This window comes from Spiroplasma chrysopicola DF-1, assembly GCF_000400935.1.
In the GTDB taxonomy this organism is placed as follows: Bacteria; Bacillota_I; Bacilli_A; order Mycoplasmatales; family Mycoplasmataceae; genus Spiroplasma; species Spiroplasma chrysopicola.
The window spans coordinates 226,784-248,538 of record NC_021280.1 but is presented as its reverse complement, the minus strand read 5'-3'; the positions used below and the strand labels follow the sequence as shown (position 1 = coordinate 248,538).

The window sequence follows — 21,755 nt, the reverse complement described above, 5'->3', positions numbered from 1 at the left end:
GGATAATATGCAATTTTTCTTTATCGTGACATATTATTTTTTTCTTGGATTAATAATTTCTTTAATACGAGCAGCTTTTCCTTGACGATCTCTCATATAGTAAATTCTTGCTCGACGTACTTTCCCATATTTAACAACCTTAATCTTTTCGATTAAAGGCGAATGAATTGGAAAGTTTCTTTCAACACCAGTTCCATTACTGATTTTTCTAATTGTTACTGATTTTGTAATACCACTACCTTGTAATTTAATTACAACTCCTTCAAAAAGCTGGATTCTAAATTTATTTCCTTCTTGAATCTTGTAATGGACTTGAATAGTATCTCCTGATGAAAATTCAGGTAAATCATTACGAAGTTGACTGATTGTTACTTCATCTACTAAACGCATATTCATAATCTTTGTTTCCTTTCTAATTTTCTTTTTGTTCTAATTCTGCTAACCATTGTTGTTGCAGTTGTGATAATTTTTTTTGTTTTAATAAATCTGGTCTTTTGTGAAATGTTTTCTCAAAAGCTTTAAATTCTCTTCATTGGGCAATATTTTGATGATGACCACTTAATAATACTGCTGGAACTTCATGACCCTCAAAAATAACTGGTTTGGTATAAACCGGATAGTCTAATAAACCGTTGGAAAAAGAATCATTTTGATGAGAATCAGGATTAATAACATCGTTTGCTAATCGCGCAATACTATCAATTAGTACCATGCTAGCTAATTCTCCTCCCGTTAAGACATAATCTCCTAACGAAAGTTCTAAATCAACATAATGTAAAATTCGTTCATCAAAACCTTCATAGTGACCACAAATTAAAATCAAATCAGCACTATCATTGGCAAGATTAACTGCCAATTTTTGCTGGTAAGTTTCGCCTTGGGGAGTTAATAAGATTACAAGACTATTGCTTGTTTGATGATCATGAATTGCTTTTACCAATGGTTCAAGCATTAAGACCATTCCTTGTCCCCCACCATATTGATAATCATCAACTTGATGATGTTTACCAACACTATAATTACGAATATCAACAATTTCAATCGTAATTAAATTTCTCTCAAGTGCCTTCTTAATAATTGATGTTGTCACAAACCCTTCAAACATTTCGGGAAATAAAGTTAAGACTGTAAATTTTTTCACATTAAATCACCTTATCTAATATTACACTTCTTGTTGTTTCATCAATTGTTTGAACATACTCTTTGACAATTGGGATTAACATTATCTGATCACTTTGTAAATCTTTAATTCGCAGAATCGGATGAGCTTTTGTTTCTAACTGGTCAATTACTGTGCCAATTATTTGATCATCTTTGATTACTTGATAACCAATCAGCGAAGTTAAGACTGGGATATCACCAACATCATCTTTTTTAAAATAAACATCACAACCTTGGAATTTAATAACATCATTAATATTACAATATTCTTTCAACCGCATCACTAATTTGTCAATTGTTCCAAAAACTTTCACAACTGTCACAGGAATAAAAGTTTCACCTGTTTTAATAAAAGCTAATTTATTATCAACTGTTGCGTACGTTTTAAGATTAATCAAGCCAACGACTTTTACTTCCCCTTTAATGCCATGGGGTTTTTTGATTGTAAAAACTTTAATTAAATTTTTCATAAATATGTCCTTATTCTAATTAACTTTAACATTGGTTAAAAAATAATAATTAATTTGATGAATTTAATTAAATGTTATTCCCCTTTTTTTGGTTTGGCACTATCTTTTTTAACTGCTTGTTTTTCATTATGTAATTTTGTCATTAGACCTTCTTTACTTAATAAATTACGAACAGTATCAGTTGGTTGCGCCCCATTTTGTAGTCATTTAAAAGCAATTTCTTGATCAATTTTAACATCACCATTAATTGGGTTATATGTTCCAATTAATTCAATGTATTCACCATCACGTTTGACACGAGCATCAATTGCAACAATGCGATAAAAAGCCGTTTTCTTTTTACCTGTTCTTTTTAAACGTAGTTTTACCATACTAAATATCCTTTCTAAAAAATTTCTGCTGTTAAACTATAAAACTTAACATCAATATATATTCTACCAAAATAAAAAAAAGTGTCAAGTATTTTTACTTAACATTTTTCTCGTTTTTACTATCTGCTATTTTTTTAACATAACTTTTATTTAAATTTATTAATGTTGCCGGAATAAATACTTTTTCATTTTTAATTGGTAATGGTTTGGTATTAATTCCAAAAACCTTTTTGTTAACTGTTGTATTTAAGGTTTCTCCTTTATTTCGTCTAAATAGCATATTGTTTATTCATAGATAAATATATTGTAACCCAACAAATAAAACAAGAATACAAATAAAAATTAGCGCCAAAATCAAAATCCCATTTGGTTGGTAAATATTTAAAAAGAAATATGGAAACCACGTTCCTTCAGGGCGATGGTCCATTTGTCGGAAGATACCTCGAATTAAAATAACTACAAAATATAAGACCGGATAAGCTAAAATTAATCATAATGATAATTTATAATGGTTACGAATATTATACTGACTTTCTCCCGCCGTTAAAATATAACTCAAAATCATACAGAATGGAATCACTAAGTGTAAAATTATTGTTGAAATTCATTCATAAGAACTATATGAGGTATTTGTTTGCGTATTGGTAAAAATTCCAAATCAGAATACTAGCATTGTTACTGTAATGTATGTTACAACCGCTAATTTAATTACATCTGATGGGCGCGTATTACGAAATTTTGATTCAAATAAATAACCTAAGAAATAAGCCGCGACAATATAATTACTTTGAGTTGTAAAAAAAGCATAGTAATTAGAAACTCGCTCTGCATATCCTAAATCAGCATTAATTCCTGCAGGGTTGATAATTGTTAAAACTAGATCAGAGATTAAAAAGAATACCACTACTAGTAAAGCGCTTAATCTAAATCAAAATAATATCTTATTATTTAACTTTAACATTTGCTCCTCCTAATATTTTTTAAAATATTAATTTCTGTCGTTATTATAACATAAAATGGTAAACCATATTCTTAGTTTAATTTTAAATTTTTAATTAAATCTTTTGAACAATCTAAGCAGGCTAATGATGGAAAAACATCCCCATTTGAAACAAATTTTGTTCCTATTGGGTTAAAGAATTGATGACAAACGTCACATTCTTGTAATCCTTTTTGAACTTGTAGAAAACAACTATCACACATATTTAAATTGTTTTCCCGAGCAAAGTATTCATGACAATGAGTACAAATTCCAACTACGCTTTTAACTTGTGCTGTTTCTCATTTTGAAAATTCATAGCGATCATCAGCAGGAATATAGTTAAAGACTTGTAAAATTCAACGATTATCTTTGATGATCTTTTTCCCTTCAATTGTTACTTTTGTTAATAAATATTTAACTGTTTGTTCAGCAGTTGTAAAAACTTTAACAACTTTTTCGCTACGACGTTTATTGGGGTCTTCAACATAAAAAATAACATATAAATTTTTTTGCATATTCATTATTTCATCTCCCTTTTCTTTGGTTCTTTTTGATAGTTTTGTTCTGCACATTTAAAACAAATTTTATATTTGTGACCTTCATAAATTAATTCCCCATATAATTCACGAGCAAAATCATCACGAGTTAAACGTTGTTTTTTACATAAATCACATTTAAATGTTTCCAAACCAATTAATTCATTTTCACATTCTGAACAAATTTTGTCAGCGTTTAATTTATGTTTAATTCGGTTACACTGTTTACATAATAGCAAACTATTAATAAATTCTCCTGTTAAGCGTTTGCTAAATTCATAACTTTCATTGCTATCATCATAACTATAAACCAAACAAAATGAAATTTGCTTCACAATGTCTTCGTTATATTTATTATCCAAATAACAATCCTGTAAAGCTAAAACAGCATCTTCAGCTGAACGACAAATGCAACGGATTTCTTGGTTAATTCCATTACTGTCAAAAATAAAATAATAATTTCAGATCATATTTTCCTCCTGGTATTTAAACCTCTATCTTATTTATTATAACATTAAGGGGTTAAAACTGAAAAAACCCTTTACAAAAAAGGGTATCTTTATCATATTTTTTCTAATTGCATAACTAGAAAAATCCTTATTACATATTTATTTAAATTATTTTAATTTGAAAAAATTCTTAAAATTTTGGTGGCCAATAATTTTGGATTATTGGCCAATTCTTTTCTAATTTTAGGATTATCAATAATTAATGATAAAAACTCACATACTTTTCTCGAATTAAATGAATTTAGTTTTGTAATAAAGTCATTTACATCAATTTTCAACGCAATTAATAGGGCCAATAATTTACTTCAGCTTGTTGCTGAACAATTATTTTCAATTCGACAAATTGTTGATTGCTGTAACCCTGATATCTCCGCTAACTCTCTTTGCGTCAAACCTCGTGTAATCCGTAATTGTTTAATAATTTCGTTCAAAAAGATCCCCTTTCTTTCCTTTTTGTCCCAAGATAAAGGCAAAGTAATTAAGTCGTTCCTAACTATGCAATACACCGATTATAGCATAAAAAAAATTTTATTATTTAATAAAATTCTTTTACAACATATTTCAATTTTAAAATAATAAGTTTTTTGGTGTCCGTGGAAACGGAATTACATCGCGAATATTTAAGATTCCTGTTACATACATCACTAGGCGTTCAAAGCCTAGACCAAAACCAGCGCTTTTATAGTAACCATATTTGCGTAAATCTAAATATCAAGTTAATTCCTCAACTGGTACATTCATTTCATGACAACGAGCAACAATTTTGTCATAGTTACTTTCCCGTTCACTACCCCCAACTAATTCCCCAATTCCGGGAACCAATAAATCACACGCTGCAACTGTCTTATTATCCGAATTTACTTTCATATAAAAAGCTTTAATATCTTTTGGATAATCCGTTAAAAACATTGGTTTTTTAGTGACTTCTTCACATAAAAATCTTTCATGTTCGGTTTGTAAGTCCATTCCTCAGAAAATATCTTTGTTTTCAAAAGGATGATTATTATTTAAAGCTGTTGTTAAAACATTAATTGCTTCACTATATGTCATTCTAGTAAACGAGCTATCTTTCAAAATTGTTAAGCGCTCTAATAATGTCTTATCAACTGTCTCATTTAAAAAAGTTAACTCAACGAAATTATGGTTAAATAAATAATTAATAATTGCTTTAATCATTTCTTCAACTAAATCCATATTTTGACTAAGGTCATTAAATGCTACTTCTGGCTCAATCATTCAAAACTCCGCACAGTGCTTTGTTGTATTTGAATTTTCAGCACGGAATGTTGGGCCAAATGTATATACTTGCCCAAAAGCTTGGGCAAACCCTTCAGCATGTAATTGGCCTGAAACTGTTAAACTAGCTTTTTTACCAAAAAAATCTTCGGCATAATTACCATCTGTGCGAGTGGTAACAACAAAAGATTCCCCTGCTCCTTCGGCATCATTACCTGTAATAATTGGAGTATGGACATAAATAAAATTATTCTTATTAAAAAACTCATGAATCGCAAAAGCGCAACTACTACGAATCCGGAAAACAGCATTAAAAGTATTTGTTCTGGCACGTAAATGGGCAATTTCTCGTAAATATTCAAATGAATGTTCTTTTTTTTGGACTGGACTATCTTCGGTTGCTTCATCTAAAATTTCAATTGCTTGCGCTTGAATTTCAAATGGTTGTTTTGCCGTTGGAGTTAAAATAAACTTTCCTGTTACTTTGACCGCCGAAGAAAGTTTAATTCCTTCAATTTTGGCAAAATTTGCGACTTCACTTGGTTTATAAACAACTTGGACATTTTGAAAAGCCGAGCCATCATTAAGAACTAAAAAACCTAACTTCCCATTATTACGGTTTGATTTAATTCAACCCCCAACACTAATAACCTCATCACTTGTTATTTTATTATTAAACAAATCAACAATTTTAATCATATTTCTCCTTTTTCCTAAAATTTAATTATTGTTTCTAATGCTAATTCCATCATTTTTTTAAAATTATTTTGGCGTTCTTCGGCGGTTGTTAAAACTCCACTAATAAAAGAGTCAGAAATTGTTAATAGACAACCAGCTTTTTTATTTAAAGCACGAGCATTAGCAAATAGGGCGAAAGATTCCATTTCAACGCAAAGCGCATCATACTCTTTATTAATTTTTTTTCAATCATCAGGGTTTTGACGATAGAAAACATCAGAAGAATGCACACGAGCATTCTTAAGTTTTAACTGTAACCCTTGGGCCGTTGTTGTAATTAAATCAACAACTTCTTGGGATGCTTCTAGAACTTGATCATCAATTCCAGCAACAATTTTAGCATAATTATTTTCCCCATACGCTGAAGTAACATTAACTAGATCATAAATATCTAATTCGCTAACATAACTTCCTGCCGAACCAATTCGGATAATACATTCAACATCATAAAACTTAAATAATTCATATGAATAAATCCCAATACTAGGACAACCCATGCCACTTCCAGCAATTGTAATTTCTTTACCATGATATGTTCCTGTATACATATACATATTACGAACATCATTTACTAATCGAAAATTATCTAAAAAATTTTCAGCAATAAATTTTGCTCGTAATGGGTCTCCAGGCATTAAAACAATTTTAGCAATATCTTTTTTTTCAGCATTAATATGTGGTGTCATTGTGTTCCTTCTTTCTTTATTTGATTTTTATTAATATCATTTTACTATCAAGTTGAAAAAAATGATAGTTCTTTAAGAATTATCGGTATTTTTTTACAAGTCTAATCATTTTTGCTTTATTATCAAGATATTCTTTATCACTATCAAGGGTCATAATATGTTGCAACAAGGTATCATTTCAATAAATTAACGGTAATAAACTTGAAATCATTACTTCACTCTTATCATATAATGCCGAGGTAATAATTCCATAATTTAAATCAGCATAACGACTAATATCAGTATTTAATTTTGCAGTAACAGTAATAACATATGCCCCACGTGCTTTTGCCTCTTTTGTTGCATTGATTAAAATACTATTATGATGGTCTAAACAAAAACAAATTAAAACATCATTTTCATTTAATGCCGCTGCTTTTAAAATAATATTTTCGTCAGTTCCCGTTAAAACATTTGCAAAAAAACCAAAATAAAATAACCGTGTCGCTAATTCTTGGGCTGCTAATTCTGCTATTCCTAAACCAGCAATTGAAATTATTTTCGCTTTTTTAAATCAGCCAACTATTTTTTGCAACGCTGGTTTATCAAAAACTTGATTATTACGTTGAATAATATCATGATAAAACTGGGAAATATTTTCAGTCGCATCCGCATTTAAATTACTATTATTTAACCGTTCTTGTTCAGCAACTACCGCAATAACAAAATTACGATAACCTTGGAAACCCAACTTTTTAATCAGTGAATAAATTGGCGAATAACCAATTCCTGTTGCGGTTGATAAATCTTCAATTTTAATTGTCCGTAGGTTATTAATATTTGCTTTCAGATAATTAACAATTTTTGTTTCTTTTTTGGTCAAACTACCTTGGATCATTGATAATTTTGATAAAATTGAAATTGCTTCCACGAATTAATAATCTCAACGATTTTCTTGTTTTGCTAAAACAAATTCGCGATCAACAAAGCCTGAAGACCATAAACGATTAATTAAATCATCTGTAAAATACATTCAAGGTAATAATTTATTAACATAAACTTCATTGTCATTTAATTTTTGATTTGGGGTTGAAATAATATGCGTTCAATTAGCCAATTTAACAACTTTTGACATATCTTTTCCTGAAATTGCAACAATTGTGGCTTGGTTATCTTTCGCAATTGCCAACGCTTTATTAACTGCTTCATTATCACCAAATAATGAATAAGCAATAATTAAATCATTTTTTGTCATAAAGCGAGCACGAACAACTAAGTCTTCTTCATTTTCATCTAAATTATAGGCATTAAAACCAAAACGATATAATTCTAACGCTAATGTTTGTGATAACGAATTTGTTGTTCCCATTCCAATCACAAAAATACGATATGCTCCAGTAATAGCATTAACAGTTTGTTGCACTAATTCATTATCAATCATTGTGTCATTTTGATTAATAATGTCAAAATAGGTTTTCTTCATTAACTGTTCCATGTTACTCATATCTAATGATTTAATTTCAACATCCGCAGCAATTGAAATTAAAAAGTCTCGATATCCTTTAATTTGCATTTTTCTTAATAAACCATAAATTGCACTGTATCCAGTATCAACTTTTTGAGCTAAAACCTCAATATTCATTGTTGTTACATCACGCATATTTTCACGGATGTATTTAATAATTTCTTTTTCTTTTTTTGTAAAATTTTTAGAATCAAATGTTTCTAAAATCGATAGAAATGATGCCATCGTTATAATTCTCCTTTTCCTATTTATTGTTATTATTTAAAATTTCTTGATATCCTAACCTCGCAATCATTGCCCCATTATCAGTACAATATTCTAATTTTGGTACAACAGCTCGTAATCCTAGGTTTTCTAACCCTAAAAATGCTTTTCGTAAACTTTGATTAGCAGAAACACCACCAGCTAAAACTACCATTCTCGGCTGATAATCATTAATTGCCATTGTTAATTTTTGCATTAAAGTATCAACACAAACTTTTTGAAAAGTTGCACAAAAATCATTAACATGCAGTTCTTCGCCCCGATTTTTAATTTTAGCAATTAAATTAGCAGCAGCTGATTTTAAACCACTAAAAGAAAAGTTATAGCTTTTATCTTTTAATGGTAATGGTAATTGGTATCGTTCAGGGTCACCCTTTTGAGCTAATTGATCAATTACTGGTCCTCCAGGATAGTTTAATCCCAACATCCGGGCAACTTTATCGTAGCATTCCCCGACAGCGTCATCAAGGGTTGAACCAAGAATTTCAAATTTTAAATGTTTTGTCATTAATATTAATTGTGTATGGCCCCCACTAACTAATAATGCTAATAATGGAAATTCAAATTGTTGTTCAATTGCGGCCCCATAAATATGACCTGACAAATGATTTAGAGGTAATAAAGGAATTTCCAAATAAGTGCTTAATGTCTCAGCAGCAACTTTACCAATATGCAAGGCGCCAATTAACCCAGGACTTGCTGTATATGCGATATAGTTAATCTCTGTGATTGCTATTTTGGCGTTATGAAGTGCTTGTGATAAAACATAACTTAAATTTTTTAAATGTAGGCGTGATGCTAATTCCGGCACAACCCCACCAAATTTTGTATGTTCAGCGATTTGGGACGAAATAACATTACTCAATACTTTTCCATCTTCTAAAATCGCAATACTTGTTTCATCACAACTTGTCTCAATTGCTAAAATGACCATATTTACACCTCAATTTTAATTATATACTAAATATTAAAACAATAAACTTTTTGATAAAATTTAAAAAAAAAATTAAAATTTCTAAAATTTTAATTTTTTATGAATTGTAATAACTATATAACTTTGTTATCTTTCATTATTTTTTCAATTCCGCTAATTGCTGCTTCTTCGTCTTCACCAGTTGCAACAATTTCAACTTCTGCCCCCTTGTGAATACCCAAGGCAATAATTGTCATAATTGATTTTAAATTACCACTTTTTCCTCCTGAAAAAATTGTAATATCCGATTTGTATTTTCCTGCTTCTCCTACAATTAATGCGGCTGGACGAGCATGCATACCAACTGGATCAATAATAATAGCCTTAAACGATGCCATTCAAATTTCCTCCTTAAATATAAATCTTAATGTCCTTAATAATTATATCAAAGAAATGTAATTTTCAATAAAATATTCCGTTTTTTTATCCTTTTAATCGTTAATTTTATAGCGTAATTCTAATGTTTCTGCTTTTTGGTCCGGGTTATTAAGAATTGTTACTAATTTTGTTAGCATTTCCGTTCAATCAATTACCATTGTTTTAGCACTTTTTCATGGATGATTAATATCTTCATCATTTCAAGTAATTGTCGCTACTGCTACAGGATAATTTGCAAGTTTTGATAATAAAAACTGTGGATAATCTTCATAACAAATAACTGCTTCAATCTTATTGTCAATAATTATATTAGTTAAGTTAAGTTCATCTTCATCCCCAATTTGTTGCAATATTAATTGTTGGGGAGTAATAGTAACTTCTTGACAAGCTTTATAATAACCGCGATAAAACTCTTTATTATCATTTTCTTTTGTGTTTAAAAATAAAATACTTTTAGCCTTTGCCAATAAATGCATTGTAAAATCATACATTAGCCTCTCATTATTAATAAAGAAAGCAGTTCAGTCAGGGCAATTTTGGCCAATTAAAATTGATTGTTCTTTTCAAGGCTGTAAAAAATCAAGAATTTCGGTAATAAAGCCATTGGCTACTGGTCAAAATAAAATTATTTTTTCAAAATTACTATTAATTAGTAACTTTAACTGTTGTTCATCATGTTGCTCTCAATTAGATGTTAGAAAAATTGTATTAATTGCATACTGCTGATCTAACAAACAATTTAATAATTTCTGAAAAAGCAAAAAATAGCTGTGATTTAAATTAGTTGGTAATAAAAGGTAAATTACTTTCGCATTTTCACTTTTCTTTTCATATTCATTAGTCTTTAAAATTGCTTCAATGCGTTGGGTCATTTGAGGGCTAATTGAACCACCACTAAAATAACGCGAAATCGTCCCAACCCCACAACCAGCAATTTTTGCTAACTCTTTATAATTGCGAATTTTCATTTTTACCACCTCTTTTTTTATCCCTTTGTAATTGCCTTACTATCAGCGGAAATAATCTTTGAACCAATTGGGGACGGAAAGACAATTTGAATATTTTGAGCAATAATTTTAACAACTACCCCCGTTCCAAATAATTCATGGTTAACTGTATCATTAATTTTTCACTGATTTTTAACAGCATCTGTTTCTTTATTTTTTAAGTATTTTTGTGAACCAAAATCCTCTAAGCTAATTCTTCAATCCTTTTTAAAGTTTTGAAACTTATCAATATATTTTGATTCTGGTTTTGTATGTTCAGTTTCTATTAAATCAAAATAATTTTCATTTAGTTCTTTAATAAAGCGTGATGGGAACCGTTCATTATTAGTAATATAAGAAAAGCCATCAGCATAACTAATAAATAATTGCTCTTTTGCTCTTGTAATTGCAACATAAAATGTTCGTCTTTCTTCTTCCATTTGGCTTGCCCCTCCGCGAATCGCTTGAGCCGAGGGAAAAATCCCTTCATTTAGGCCAATAATGAAAACAACTTTTTTTTCTAATCCCTTCGCATTATGAATTGTCATTAATGCAACAGCATCTTCTGATACTAAATTATTATCATTATCAGTTTGCAGCGCCATTAATTGGAGATATTCATTAACTAAATCAATTCCATTTAAATCACTATTTTGTTGATCAAATTTTTTAATTGAATTAAATAATTCTTTAATATTTTCAACGCGTTCCTCTTCAAAGTTATCTTTTAAAAGTTGTAAATAACCACTTTCTTTTAGCAATTGTTCTAACACTTCCCCAATTGTTTTTTCTTCTTGCAGAGCTTTTTGCCCAGCTATTAAGGCTTTTTTTAGTGGTTCTAATTTGTTTGCTAAACCTGTCCCTAGTAGTTCATGATGATTAATTAATAAGTCACTACCTGTTAGGTGTTCTGTTGCAATCAGTTCAAAAAAATGTTCAATAGTTTTTTCCCCTACTTTTGGAAATAATAATAACACCCGTTGTAAAGCTAACGGATCATTATTAACTAATAAGCGTAAAAAAGATAAGGCATCCTTAATTTCTTTACGTTCATAAAATTTAAAGGCACCATAAATATGGTAAGAAATCCCATAGTCAGCTAAGGCACCTTCAATATCGCGTGATAAATAATTAGCACGATATAAAATTAAAATGTCTTGGTAGCGCACCTCTTCATTTTTAACAAGGGTGTGAATTTTCCCAGCAACAAATTCAGCTTCATCCCCGCCACTATGACCATGATATAAAATTGGTTTAATCCCACTTTGATTAGCTGTAAACAATTCTTTTTTAATCCGATTTGGATTATTTTCAATTAAACTATTAGCTAAATTTAAAATATTTTGACTTGAACGATAATTTTGATCAAGAATAACTGTTTCGGTATTTTTAAATTCCCGATCAAAGTTTAAGATTAAACTAATTTTTGCTCCTCGTCATGAATAAATCGTTTGATCAGGGTCACCAACAACAGTAATATTTTGTTGTTCACCAGTTAATCACTTAATAATACTAAATTGTAAATCATTTGTATCTTGAAACTCATCAACTAAAAAATAATCAAAACGACCTTGTCATTTTGCTAACACTGTTAAATGATCACGAAATAATTGGTAAGTTAATAAAATTAAATCATTAAAATCTAAACTATTTAATTCTAGCAACCGTTCTTGATATAGTTTATAGACATGGGCTCAGCGACGCGCATTTGGATTATCGCTGTTGTTGGCGCTTGCACTAGCCGGGGAAATAAAATCATTCTTTCAATTTGACAAGGCACTTTTTAACAACTTTGCCTCATTATTATCATACTTATAATCCATTTTTTTATAGATTATTCTAAAAATACTATCTTGGTCTTGATTATCAATAATATTGAAATTACGATTATAACCTAATGTATCAATATCTTCTCGCAAAATCCGCACACATAAGGCGTGATAGGTTGAAATACTACATTGTTTACCATCTGAACCAATCAAGTCAATAATACGTTCTTTCATTTCATTTGCGGCTTTATTGGTAAATGTTACAGCACAAATTCTTCATGGTTTCAAATTACCATATTTAATTAAATAAGCAATTTTATTAATAATAACTCGGGTTTTGCCGCTTCCCGCCCCCGCAATAATCCGAACGGGGCCTTTAATTGCTAAAACCGCCTCGCGTTGATTTGGATTCAAGTTTGTAATAAATTCATTTAACATTTTTTAAGCTCCTTTTTATAATATTATGTTAGTTCATCAATTTCTTTTAACGCTTCATCCGTTAAATTCCCTGGTTGATCTGTTCCTAAATGAACATGTTTTTTATCTCGATTAATCAATTTTTTAATTGGTTTGGTTGGGGATACGGGTTCTTTTGGTTTTATTTTAACAATCATTAATTTTGATTGCCGATCAAGTAAAATTTGATGATCTTTATTAAAAATAACCGCAAAAATTAAGCCTAAATATCATAGAAAATAAAAGGTCACAACTATTTTCATGATAATAACAGCAATTGGGGCATCAATTGTTTTATTTTTAAAAAGATCAATAATATTTATTTTAAAAATCATAATGCAGGCAAAATCAAATAATAATTCAATTAGTCACGGAATAAAAATAATTAGTGCTTCACGGACAAAAAGGGCTAAAAAAGTTATTTTTTGATTTAAACAAATTAATTTAATCCGTAGAACTCATTTACAAAAAGTTTTGCCACCCCACAAATACGGGATTACAATAAAATAAAGAAATAAAAAAACAAAAGTTATGACAATTAATAGAATCAAACCCCAAATCGCATAGGTTGGATTTCATTTGACCATTGTTATTGATAAGACTAGCGGTAAAATACTAGCAATAATAATATCAAAAAAACGGGCTAAAATAATTCGTCAGGGCGAAGCTAAAAGAAAATAATCTAGTTCGGAATGTTCAGGCTCTGTTGATGGTAGTGGTCTTTTTACAACTTGTTCATTAAATTCTGGGGATTTATCAGTCGTTTTTTTCGTAATAATTTTCATATTAACATTAAAAAATCTTATCTAGCAAATTCAGCACGTCATGCTTTAATATAACCTTTAATATCTCCAGCAATTATTCGGAATTTAGGTTCGCTAATGTTTATAGCATACTTATTTTTCATAAAAGATTTAATTCGGCGATCAACTTTATTTTCCGCACTATTAATTGCTTTAATTGCTAATTGTTTATTATGTTGTAAACGTACTAATCGTAAAAATGACACTAAACAGAAACGAACATAAGCATATTCTAATTCATCATAATATTCTTTATACAAATTATGTTCACGATAAAAGTTAAAAATATGAACTCATTGTTTTAGTAAGTCAAAAACACTGTATTTAACTTGTCCTAAATCATAGTCAGCTAAGATATCTTTAACTGCAACAACTCCATCCGCATAAGCTAAAACTTTATAAATAAAGAATGTTTCGTTACGAGTGTAATTAGCAAAGTAAATTTGTTTTTTAATTAACATTTCGCGATTAAAAGCTTTTGTATGCAATAAAGGATGCACATATGCTAAAACTTCTTTATTTGTTTTTGGTGATAATAATTTTTCGGTTGCTAAACGACTAAAACTATTTGTTTTTAGATTAGCATATCGAATCCCAAATTCTAAAAGATTAATTACTTTATTATTAGTGCTAAATTCTGCTACTGTTTTTTTCAATGTTGCAACAAGATTTTCATACAGAACTTCACCTTCTTTAACAAAAACAATGTATTCGCCAGTGGCCTTATTAATTCCTGTATTCATTGAATATGAAAAACCTTGGCTACGTAAATTGGTAATTACTTTGATTTGTTTGTTAAATTGATAAAAATATTCTGACATAAAGTCTAAAACAACTGATTTTGGTTGAAAACCAGTATCGTCAACTAAAATAACCTCAAAATCTTGTTCTGTTTGCGCACGAATTGAACTAAGCGTTTTAATTAATTTAACGGGATTATTCTGCGCGACAATAAGAAATGATAAAAACATATAAACATCCTTCCTTTTTCATACCTTTATTATAACATTTTAAAATTATTTTTTTATTGCGGAATGCAATTTTAATAATTATCTTTTATTATGTTAATACTTCACAACCTTGGTCAGTAATTAAAATTGTATGCTCAAAATGGGCACTATTTAAACGATTTTTTGAAACAGGGGTTCAGTTATCACTAAGCATTTTAATCTCTTTTGTTCCAATTTGGACCATTGGTTCAATACAAATTGTCATACCTGCTTGTAAACGCATCCCAACTCCAACTGGACCACTATTAGGAATATGGGGTTCTTCATGTAAATTACGCCCAATACCGTGTCCTGTAAACTCTGTTGGCAAAAAAAAGCCATTTTCTTCAACATAACTTTGGATTGTTGCACTAATATCACCAATTCTGACTCCTGGTTTTAAAATCGCAATCGCTTTTTCCAATGATGTTTTGGTTACGAAAACTAGTTTTTCGTCAATTGGATCTTTTGGGTTACCAACAATTACGGTAAAAGCCCCATCTGAATTATAGCCTTGATAAGCACATCCTGCATCAACTGATACTAAATCCCCATTTTGAAATGGGCGATGATCAGGAATCCCATGGACTAAAACATCATTTAACGAAACACAAATTGAAGCGGGGAAATTGTATAAGCCTTTAAAATTTGGCACACAATCATTGGCGGCCATGATTTCTTCAGCCTTTTGATTTAACATTAAACCTGTTACTCCTGGTTTAATCATTGCTTTTAATTCTTGGTGAATTAATTTTAGCGTTTCACATGCTTTACGGATATAACTAATTTCTTGCGCGGTTTTTATTGTTACCATTTTTTCTCCTCTTTTCTCCTTCTAATTATAAAATAAAAAAACTAATGTTGCCATTAGTTTTTATACTAATTCGATAATTACCATAGGGGCATTATCGCCTTTACGATTATCTAACTTCAGAATTCGAGTGTATCCACCGTTACGATTTTTATATTTTTTAGCTACACCATCAAATAATTTTTGTAATGCTGTTTCTTTTTCATTTGCATCAATATTACGTAAGAAACTTGCCGCACGACGACGTGAATGCAAATCTTGTCTTTTTCCTAAAGTAACTAGTTTATCAACATGTTTACGTAATTCTTTTGCTCTTGTTTCAGTAACTTCTAGGCGTTCATGAATAATTAATTCTGTTGCTAAATTACGCATTAAGCCGTTTCTTCATGAAGTGTTTTTCCCTCTTTTTTGTTGATATGACATTTGAACTCCTCCTTACTAATCTCTTCTAAAGTGTAACCCTAATTGGGCAACTTTTTCTTTAATTTCTGTTAATGATTTTTTCCCTAAATTACGGATTTGTTGAATTTCATCTTCTGTTTTTGAAACTAAGTCACGTAATGTATCAATTTTTGCTCGTTTTAAGCAATTTTGTGAACGTTGCGTAAACTCTAACTCATCAATACTACGGTCTAATTCATCTTCTTCTGTTTCAGTTTCCGATGAAATAATTTGCGTTGCTTTAATTGCTTCATTTAAGTTAACAAAGAATTCTAAGTGCTCTGTTAATACTTTCGCTGCCATTGCTACGGCATTAACCGGAGTAATTGAGCTATCTGTTTGCACTTCTAATTCTAATTTTTCTAAATCAGCATTTTTCCCAACTTTTGTTGGTTCTACTTTATAAGAAACTTTTTCAATTGGTGAATAATTTGAATCAATTACAATTAAATCAGCATACTTTTTTTCTTTTTTATTGTCATTAAATGATTTATACCCACGTGAATTACGAGCATGTAATTCAATTTCTAAACTCCCACCTTTTGAAATTGTGGCAATATGAAGATTTTGGTTAACAACTTCAACTCCAGCTGGCAAAATAATATCTTTTGCTAAAACTTCTCCTTCTTTTGTTGAAGAAATTTTTAAGATTACTGATTCTCCGTCAGGAATAATATCTTGGTTAATAATTAACACTAAATTTTTAATGTTTAAAATAATTTTTGTTACATGTTCAACAACGCCGGGAATTGCGGTAAATTCATGTGATGCTCCTTTGATACGAACAGCAAAAACTGCTGCTCCTGGTGTTGCTGATAATAATGTTCGGCGAATAGCATTACCTAAAGTTATTCCAAAACCTCGTTCTAATGGTTCAACTAAAAACTTACCATAATTATTTGTTTTATCTTCAGCTTGTAATTTAAATTCAGGTCTAATAAATTGTTTCATTAAGTATCTTTCTCCTATCCTCTTGGTCTTTTTGGTGGTCTTGCCCCATTATGAGGAATTGGAGTTACATCTTTAATTGAAGTAATTTCTAACCCAATTGCTTGAATACTACGTACCGCAGCATCTCTTCCTGGTCCCGGACCTTTAACTTCAACTTGAACACTATTCATGCCATGTTCTTGGCTTGCTTTTGCAGCGGCTTCAGCAACCATTTGCGCAGCATATGGTGTTGATTTCTTACTTCCTTTAAATCCCATTGCGCCAGCTGATGATCATGAAATTACATTTCCTGCTTCATCTGAAATTGTCACAATTGTATTATTGAAAGTTGAATGAATATGGGCGATTCCTTTCAGAATATTTTTTTTCGCTTTTTTCTTGCTAACTGTTTTTTTACCTGCCATAATTATTCTCCTCTCTACCTATTTTTTCTTATTAGCCACAGTCTTACGTGGCCCTTTAACTGTTCGAGCATTTTGTTTTGAAGATTGTCCCCGCACTGGTAATCCTTTACGGTGACGCATTCCCCGATAACTTCCAATTTCCATTAATCTTTTAATGTTTAGAGCAACTTCTCGACGTAAGTCCCCTTCAGTTTTATATTTTGCAATTTCATTTCTGATTTTTGTTAATTCATCTTCTGATAAATCTTTAACGCGAACATCTTCTGAGATGTTAGCTCCTTTTAAAATTTCTTGTGATAATGGTTTTCCAATTCCATAGATATAAGTTAATGCAATAACTACTCGCTTATCATTTGGAATATCTACTCCGCCAATACGTGCCATTTAACTTCCTCCTTTATTAACCTTGTCTTTGTTTATGTTTTGGTTGTTGACAAATTATCATAACACGACTTTTTCGTCTAATTACACGACATTTGTCACAAATTTTTTTTACAGATGATCGTACTTTCATCGTGCTGTCTCCTTTTACATTTTCTATTTATGTCTAAAAATAATACGCCCACGTTCTAAATCATATGGTGACATTTCAACAGTTACCGCATCCCCTGGTAAAATGCGAATGTAATTCATCCGGATTTTACCAGAAACGTGGGCAAGAATAACTGCGCCATTTTCTAATTTCACCTTAAACATTGTATTTGGTAATACTTCTAAAATTGTCCCCTGGACTTCTAATAAATCACTTTTGGCCATTAAATATTACCTCCTTTTATTTAAGTACCGCCACGATTTGATCTCAAACGGCATTTCCCGTCATATCAGCATCAATGACCGTTAAATTTTGTTGATGTAAGTAGTATGCAACTAATGGGGCCGTATCTTTATGATAGGCTACTAAGCGAACTGTAATTTTGTCGGCGCTATCATCAGCGCGTTGAATTAAAGTGCTCCCATCAAAATCACAAAGTCCTGCTTGTTTTGGTGGTAAAGCCGTTAAATGGTATGTTTTACCACATTTTGGACAAATGCGTCGCCCAGTAATACGGGCAATTATCTTACTTTCATCAATTTCAAAATATAATGTATGATTAATCTTACGCCCTAATTTTGCCAATAATTCGTCTAATTTTTGCGCTTGATTAATTGTTCGTGGAAAGCCATCTCAAATGATGCTTCCTTGTAAGTTTTTTAAATGGTCTTCAACCATTGCAATCATAATATCATCGGGAACTAGTTTACCCTCTTCGGAATATTTTTTACACAATTGACCATATTCCGTATTATCGTGAATATTTTTACGAATAATATCTCCGGTTGAAAGATGGTGAAAACCATATTCCTTAATTAAATGTTCTGATTGTGTTCCCTTCCCACTCCCAGGCGCTCCTAATAAAATAATGTTTTTCATTACAATATTTTTCCTTCTCTATCATAAATATGAATCGTTTTTGTCATTAATAATATTTTCGGCTTTTTTATCAATAAAGGCTTGTTGAGTAATCCGTCCTTTAACTTGACGGACAGTTTCTAACGCAACTGACACCATAATAATTAAACCAGTTCCCCCAATTGCTAAGGCACTTGGTAGGGATGTTAATTTACTAATAATGTATGGTAAGACAGCAATTCCCGCTAAGAAAATTGATCCTAAAATACTTAAACGATTAATTGTCCCTTTAATATATTTTTCTGTTTCTTTTCCTGGCCGTACTCCGGGAATAAAGGTTCCCGCTTTTTGAAAGTTTTCGGCAATCTTTTCTGGATTCATTTGCACTTGCGAATACAAGAAAGTAAATAGAATCGTTAAAACAGCATAAATAATAATTCCAGGTCACGTATTAAATGATAAATAGTTATTACTAAATCACACAAAACCATTTGTTGGATTATTAACACTAATGATTTGGGCAACAGTAATTGGCGCTGAAATTAATGCTGAAGCAAAAATAACAGGGATAACTCCGGCAGAGTTAATTTTTAATGGTAAGAACGGTTTGGTCTCTTCTTGACCCCCCGCGGATAATCCACTTCCGGTTTGTTGAATTGGTAGTTTTCGTTCCGATTCATTTAACATTACAACAAAGAGAATTACTAATAAGAACATGATGACATATCCTAAGAATTTTAGGATTCCATCAAACAATAAGTTAATATCTTCTTGCCCTGAAATTCAGAATTTGAAAGTTGTCACTAAGTTTTCTGGTAATTTAGCAACAATTCCGGCAAAAATAATTAACGAAACCCCATTTCCAATTCCTTTAATGGTAATTTGATCAGCCATTCACAACATTAACATTGTTCCGGCAATCAAAGCACAAGGAATTAAAATATAATAGAAGATTGGGCTCCCTGTTCCAAAATCACTTGATGTTCATTTTGGGGTAATTAAACCTTGATTAGCCATGGTAAAGATAGTCGCAATCCCCTGCATAATTGCAAAGGGGATTGTTAATCATTTTGTTAAACGGTCCAATTTTTTTCGACCTTTTTCCCCACTTTTTGCTCAGCGCGATAATGGTGGAATTACATCAGTTGATAATAATTGGACAATAATTGAGGCGGTAATATATGGTGATACCCCTAAGGCTAAAATTGAAAATTGTCCTAGTGTTCCCCCACCTAACATTGAAATTAGCGCAAAGAATTGTTCGGATTCTGCATTACTATTAAAGTTATCAGAAACCTGAACGCCAGGGACGGTTAAGTAACTACCCAAACGAATAATTACTAAAACCATAATTGTAAATAAAATTCTTTTAATCAAATCTTTGTTTTTAACAAAGAAACTCGATGATTTTGTCAAACTTATTTCCTTTTTTTGTTTTTTAGCCTTAGTTTTCACAACTATACTACCTCAACTTTCCCGCCAGCTTTTTCGATTGCATCTTTAGCACTAACTGAAATTTTGTTAACTTTTACATTAACTGTCTTAGTAATTTTACCATTACCTAAGATTTTAATTAATGCTTTTTCATTTTTAATTACTTTTTTTTCAACTAAAGTTTTGTGATTTACATCAGTTAAACTAATTTTTTCTAAATCATCTAAGTTTAGAATTGTATAATCTTTTTTATTTAAGCTTGTAAACCCTACTTTAGGTAAACGACGGAAGATTGGTGTTTGTCCTCCTTCAAAGCCAGGACGAACTCCTCCCCCACTACGAGCATTTTGTCCTTTATTCCCTTTTCCTGAAGTTTTTCCGATTCCTGATCCAGTTCCACGCCCTAAGCGTTTTTTGCTATGACGTGAACCTTCTGTATATTGTAATTCATTTAATTTCATGATCAATTCCTCTTCTTATCCTTTTAATTCTTCAGGGGTTTTATTACGTAATTTACTAATTTGGTCAATTGTACGTAGTTCTCTTAATCCTTCAAGCGTTGCTCTAATCATATTAATTGGTGTATTTGATCCTAGTGATTTTGTATAAACATCTGCTAATCCTGCTAATTCAATAATTGCTCGTGCTGGTCCTCCAGCAATAACTCCAGTCCCTTTTTTGGCTGGTTTAATTAAAACTTTTGATGAACCAAAGTGGCCAATTACTTCATGAGGAACTGTTGTTCCAACAATTGGGACACGAACAAGTTGTTTTTTTGCTTCTTTAATTGCTTTTTTAATCGCGTCAGGAACTTCATTTGCTTTTCCTGTTCCAAAGCCAACACGGCCTTTTTTATCACCAATTACAACAACAGCAGCGAAACGGAAGTGACGCCCCCCTTTTGTAACTTTTGTAACACGATTAATTGTAACAACTTTTTCTTCAAACGGATTTTCTTCTAAATTGTTACGACGACGGTCATTGTTTTTATCTCAACGTTGATTACTGTCGCGACGAGGAGTAAATCCTGTTTGTCCGCTTTTGTTTTCTCTTGTTCCAACACTATTACCTTCTGCTTTAACTGGTGAATTTTCAACTGGTGTTGTTTGTTCTACAACATTTTCTTTTTTTTCTGCCATTATCTTAACTCTCCTTCTTAAAACTTCAGTCCTGCTTGACGAGCAGCTTCAGCAAATGCTTTTACTTTTCCATGGTATAAATACCCTCCACGGTCAAATACAACGGTTGTGATTTTTTTAGCGATCGCTTGTTTGGCAATTTCTTGCCCAACTTTTTCGGCCGCCGCAATATTGCTTGTTGATTTTAAATCAGCCATTTTTAAAGTTGAGGCTGACACAATAGTTGTTTGCTTAACATCATCAATTAATTGGGCATAAAAATGTCCATTTGATTTGAATACATTCAAACGTGGAATAGAGGTTGTGCCGCTAATTTTTGCTCTAACACGGAAATGTCTTCTTTTACGATTTTTACTACGTGAATTTGTCATTTT

30 protein-coding genes are annotated in these 21,755 nt (G+C 30.9%); all 30 read right to left on the bottom strand.

The window, feature by feature from the left end; all coding sequences use genetic code 4:
- Positions 1 to 33: 33 nt before the first annotated feature.
- Positions 34 to 396 carry a 50S ribosomal protein L19 gene (gene rplS / locus SCHRY_RS01215; RefSeq protein ID WP_016338650.1) on the bottom strand — a complete coding sequence of 121 codons (363 nt, stop codon included), beginning with the start codon at positions 394 to 396 and terminating at the stop codon, positions 34 to 36.
- A gap of 16 nt (positions 397 to 412) precedes the next feature.
- Positions 413 to 1,141 carry a tRNA (guanosine(37)-N1)-methyltransferase TrmD gene (trmD, locus tag SCHRY_RS01210; protein ID WP_016338649.1) on the bottom strand — a complete coding sequence of 243 codons (729 nt, stop codon included), beginning with the start codon at positions 1,139 to 1,141 and terminating at the stop codon, positions 413 to 415.
- Between the two features lies 1 nt (position 1,142).
- Positions 1,143 to 1,631, bottom strand: a complete 489-nt coding sequence (rimM, locus tag SCHRY_RS01205; protein ID WP_016338648.1) for a ribosome maturation factor RimM — start codon at positions 1,629 to 1,631, stop codon at positions 1,143 to 1,145.
- Positions 1,632 to 1,705: 74 nt separating this feature from the next.
- A complete protein-coding gene (gene rpsP / locus SCHRY_RS01200) occupies positions 1,706 to 2,002 on the bottom strand; it encodes a 30S ribosomal protein S16 (protein ID WP_016338647.1) in 297 nt (98 codons plus the stop codon).
- 94 nt (positions 2,003 to 2,096) lie between these two features.
- Positions 2,097 to 2,963: a Pr6Pr family membrane protein gene (locus SCHRY_RS01195; protein ID WP_016338646.1), complete on the bottom strand. Its 867-nt coding sequence runs from the start codon at positions 2,961 to 2,963 to the stop codon at positions 2,097 to 2,099.
- A gap of 71 nt (positions 2,964 to 3,034) precedes the next feature.
- Positions 3,035 to 3,505: a hypothetical protein gene (locus tag SCHRY_RS01190; protein ID WP_016338645.1), complete on the bottom strand. Its 471-nt coding sequence runs from the start codon at positions 3,503 to 3,505 to the stop codon at positions 3,035 to 3,037.
- Positions 3,505 to 3,990 carry a hypothetical protein gene (locus SCHRY_RS01185; protein ID WP_016338644.1) on the bottom strand — a complete coding sequence of 162 codons (486 nt, stop codon included), beginning with the start codon at positions 3,988 to 3,990 and terminating at the stop codon, positions 3,505 to 3,507. The genes SCHRY_RS01190 and SCHRY_RS01185 overlap by 1 nt, the downstream gene beginning before the upstream one ends.
- 152 nt (positions 3,991 to 4,142) lie before the next feature.
- Positions 4,143 to 4,460, bottom strand: coding sequence for a helix-turn-helix domain-containing protein (locus tag SCHRY_RS01180; protein WP_041611861.1), 318 nt, complete (start codon positions 4,458 to 4,460; stop codon positions 4,143 to 4,145).
- A 136-nt stretch (positions 4,461 to 4,596) separates the two neighbouring features.
- Positions 4,597 to 5,964, bottom strand: a complete 1,368-nt coding sequence (asnS, locus tag SCHRY_RS01175; protein ID WP_016338643.1) for an asparagine--tRNA ligase — start codon at positions 5,962 to 5,964, stop codon at positions 4,597 to 4,599.
- Positions 5,965 to 5,978: 14 nt separating this feature from the next.
- Positions 5,979 to 6,689: a purine-nucleoside phosphorylase gene (deoD, locus tag SCHRY_RS01170; protein WP_016338642.1), complete on the bottom strand. Its 711-nt coding sequence runs from the start codon at positions 6,687 to 6,689 to the stop codon at positions 5,979 to 5,981.
- Positions 6,690 to 6,768: 79 nt separating this feature from the next.
- Positions 6,769 to 7,599, bottom strand: coding sequence for a MurR/RpiR family transcriptional regulator (locus SCHRY_RS01165; protein WP_016338641.1), 831 nt, complete (start codon positions 7,597 to 7,599; stop codon positions 6,769 to 6,771).
- 3 nt (positions 7,600 to 7,602) lie between these two features.
- A complete protein-coding gene (locus tag SCHRY_RS01160; RefSeq protein ID WP_016338640.1) occupies positions 7,603 to 8,418 on the bottom strand; it encodes a MurR/RpiR family transcriptional regulator in 816 nt (271 codons plus the stop codon).
- Positions 8,419 to 8,437: 19 nt separating this feature from the next.
- Positions 8,438 to 9,391, bottom strand: coding sequence for a tRNA (adenosine(37)-N6)-threonylcarbamoyltransferase complex transferase subunit TsaD (gene tsaD / locus SCHRY_RS01155; protein ID WP_016338639.1), 954 nt, complete (start codon positions 9,389 to 9,391; stop codon positions 8,438 to 8,440).
- Positions 9,392 to 9,504: 113 nt separating this feature from the next.
- The gene (locus SCHRY_RS01150) at positions 9,505 to 9,768 is read right to left on the bottom strand and encodes an HPr family phosphocarrier protein (RefSeq protein WP_016338638.1); all 264 of its coding nucleotides are present in this window, start codon (positions 9,766 to 9,768) and stop codon (positions 9,505 to 9,507) included.
- Positions 9,769 to 9,861: 93 nt separating this feature from the next.
- Positions 9,862 to 10,776, bottom strand: a complete 915-nt coding sequence (locus SCHRY_RS01145; protein WP_016338637.1) for a helix-turn-helix transcriptional regulator — start codon at positions 10,774 to 10,776, stop codon at positions 9,862 to 9,864.
- A 17-nt stretch (positions 10,777 to 10,793) separates the two neighbouring features.
- A complete protein-coding gene (locus SCHRY_RS01140) occupies positions 10,794 to 13,001 on the bottom strand; it encodes an ATP-dependent helicase (RefSeq protein ID WP_016338636.1) in 2,208 nt (735 codons plus the stop codon).
- Between the two features lie 23 nt (positions 13,002 to 13,024).
- Positions 13,025 to 13,804 carry an RDD family protein gene (locus SCHRY_RS01135; RefSeq protein WP_016338635.1) on the bottom strand — a complete coding sequence of 260 codons (780 nt, stop codon included), beginning with the start codon at positions 13,802 to 13,804 and terminating at the stop codon, positions 13,025 to 13,027.
- A 17-nt stretch (positions 13,805 to 13,821) separates the two neighbouring features.
- Entirely contained in the window at positions 13,822 to 14,793 is a 972-nt protein-coding gene (locus SCHRY_RS01130; RefSeq protein WP_016338634.1) for a glycosyltransferase family 2 protein, read from the bottom strand.
- An 88-nt stretch (positions 14,794 to 14,881) separates the two neighbouring features.
- On the bottom strand, positions 14,882 to 15,625 hold the full coding sequence (map, locus tag SCHRY_RS01125) for a type I methionyl aminopeptidase (RefSeq protein ID WP_016338633.1): 744 nt from the start codon (positions 15,623 to 15,625) through the stop codon (positions 14,882 to 14,884).
- A 60-nt stretch (positions 15,626 to 15,685) separates the two neighbouring features.
- Positions 15,686 to 16,045, bottom strand: coding sequence for a 50S ribosomal protein L17 (rplQ, locus tag SCHRY_RS01120; protein WP_016338632.1), 360 nt, complete (start codon positions 16,043 to 16,045; stop codon positions 15,686 to 15,688).
- A 15-nt stretch (positions 16,046 to 16,060) separates the two neighbouring features.
- Positions 16,061 to 17,014, bottom strand: a complete 954-nt coding sequence (locus SCHRY_RS01115; protein WP_016338631.1) for a DNA-directed RNA polymerase subunit alpha — start codon at positions 17,012 to 17,014, stop codon at positions 16,061 to 16,063.
- Between the two features lie 14 nt (positions 17,015 to 17,028).
- Positions 17,029 to 17,418 (bottom strand): 30S ribosomal protein S11, encoded by a 390-nt coding sequence (gene rpsK, locus SCHRY_RS01110; RefSeq protein ID WP_016338630.1) that lies wholly within the window; start codon positions 17,416 to 17,418, stop codon positions 17,029 to 17,031.
- An 18-nt stretch (positions 17,419 to 17,436) separates the two neighbouring features.
- Positions 17,437 to 17,802 carry a 30S ribosomal protein S13 gene (rpsM, locus tag SCHRY_RS01105; protein WP_016338629.1) on the bottom strand — a complete coding sequence of 122 codons (366 nt, stop codon included), beginning with the start codon at positions 17,800 to 17,802 and terminating at the stop codon, positions 17,437 to 17,439.
- Positions 17,803 to 17,818: 16 nt separating this feature from the next.
- Complete coding sequence (rpmJ, locus tag SCHRY_RS01100; protein WP_016338628.1) at positions 17,819 to 17,932, bottom strand: 50S ribosomal protein L36; 114 nt, start codon at positions 17,930 to 17,932, stop codon at positions 17,819 to 17,821.
- 23 nt (positions 17,933 to 17,955) lie between these two features.
- Positions 17,956 to 18,174: a translation initiation factor IF-1 gene (gene infA, locus SCHRY_RS01095; RefSeq protein WP_016338627.1), complete on the bottom strand. Its 219-nt coding sequence runs from the start codon at positions 18,172 to 18,174 to the stop codon at positions 17,956 to 17,958.
- 16 nt (positions 18,175 to 18,190) lie between these two features.
- Positions 18,191 to 18,829 (bottom strand): adenylate kinase, encoded by a 639-nt coding sequence (locus SCHRY_RS01090; protein WP_016338626.1) that lies wholly within the window; start codon positions 18,827 to 18,829, stop codon positions 18,191 to 18,193.
- Between the two features lie 18 nt (positions 18,830 to 18,847).
- A complete protein-coding gene (gene secY / locus SCHRY_RS01085) occupies positions 18,848 to 20,269 on the bottom strand; it encodes a preprotein translocase subunit SecY (RefSeq protein ID WP_408020249.1) in 1,422 nt (473 codons plus the stop codon).
- Positions 20,266 to 20,703: a 50S ribosomal protein L15 gene (gene rplO, locus SCHRY_RS01080; protein ID WP_016338624.1), complete on the bottom strand. Its 438-nt coding sequence runs from the start codon at positions 20,701 to 20,703 to the stop codon at positions 20,266 to 20,268. Before rplO ends, secY begins: the two co-directional genes overlap by 4 nt.
- Before the next feature lie 15 nt (positions 20,704 to 20,718).
- The gene (gene rpsE, locus SCHRY_RS01075) at positions 20,719 to 21,381 is read right to left on the bottom strand and encodes a 30S ribosomal protein S5 (protein WP_016338623.1); all 663 of its coding nucleotides are present in this window, start codon (positions 21,379 to 21,381) and stop codon (positions 20,719 to 20,721) included.
- A gap of 17 nt (positions 21,382 to 21,398) precedes the next feature.
- Complete coding sequence (rplR, locus tag SCHRY_RS01070) at positions 21,399 to 21,752, bottom strand: 50S ribosomal protein L18 (protein ID WP_016338622.1); 354 nt, start codon at positions 21,750 to 21,752, stop codon at positions 21,399 to 21,401.
- Positions 21,753 to 21,755 lie beyond the last annotated feature (3 nt).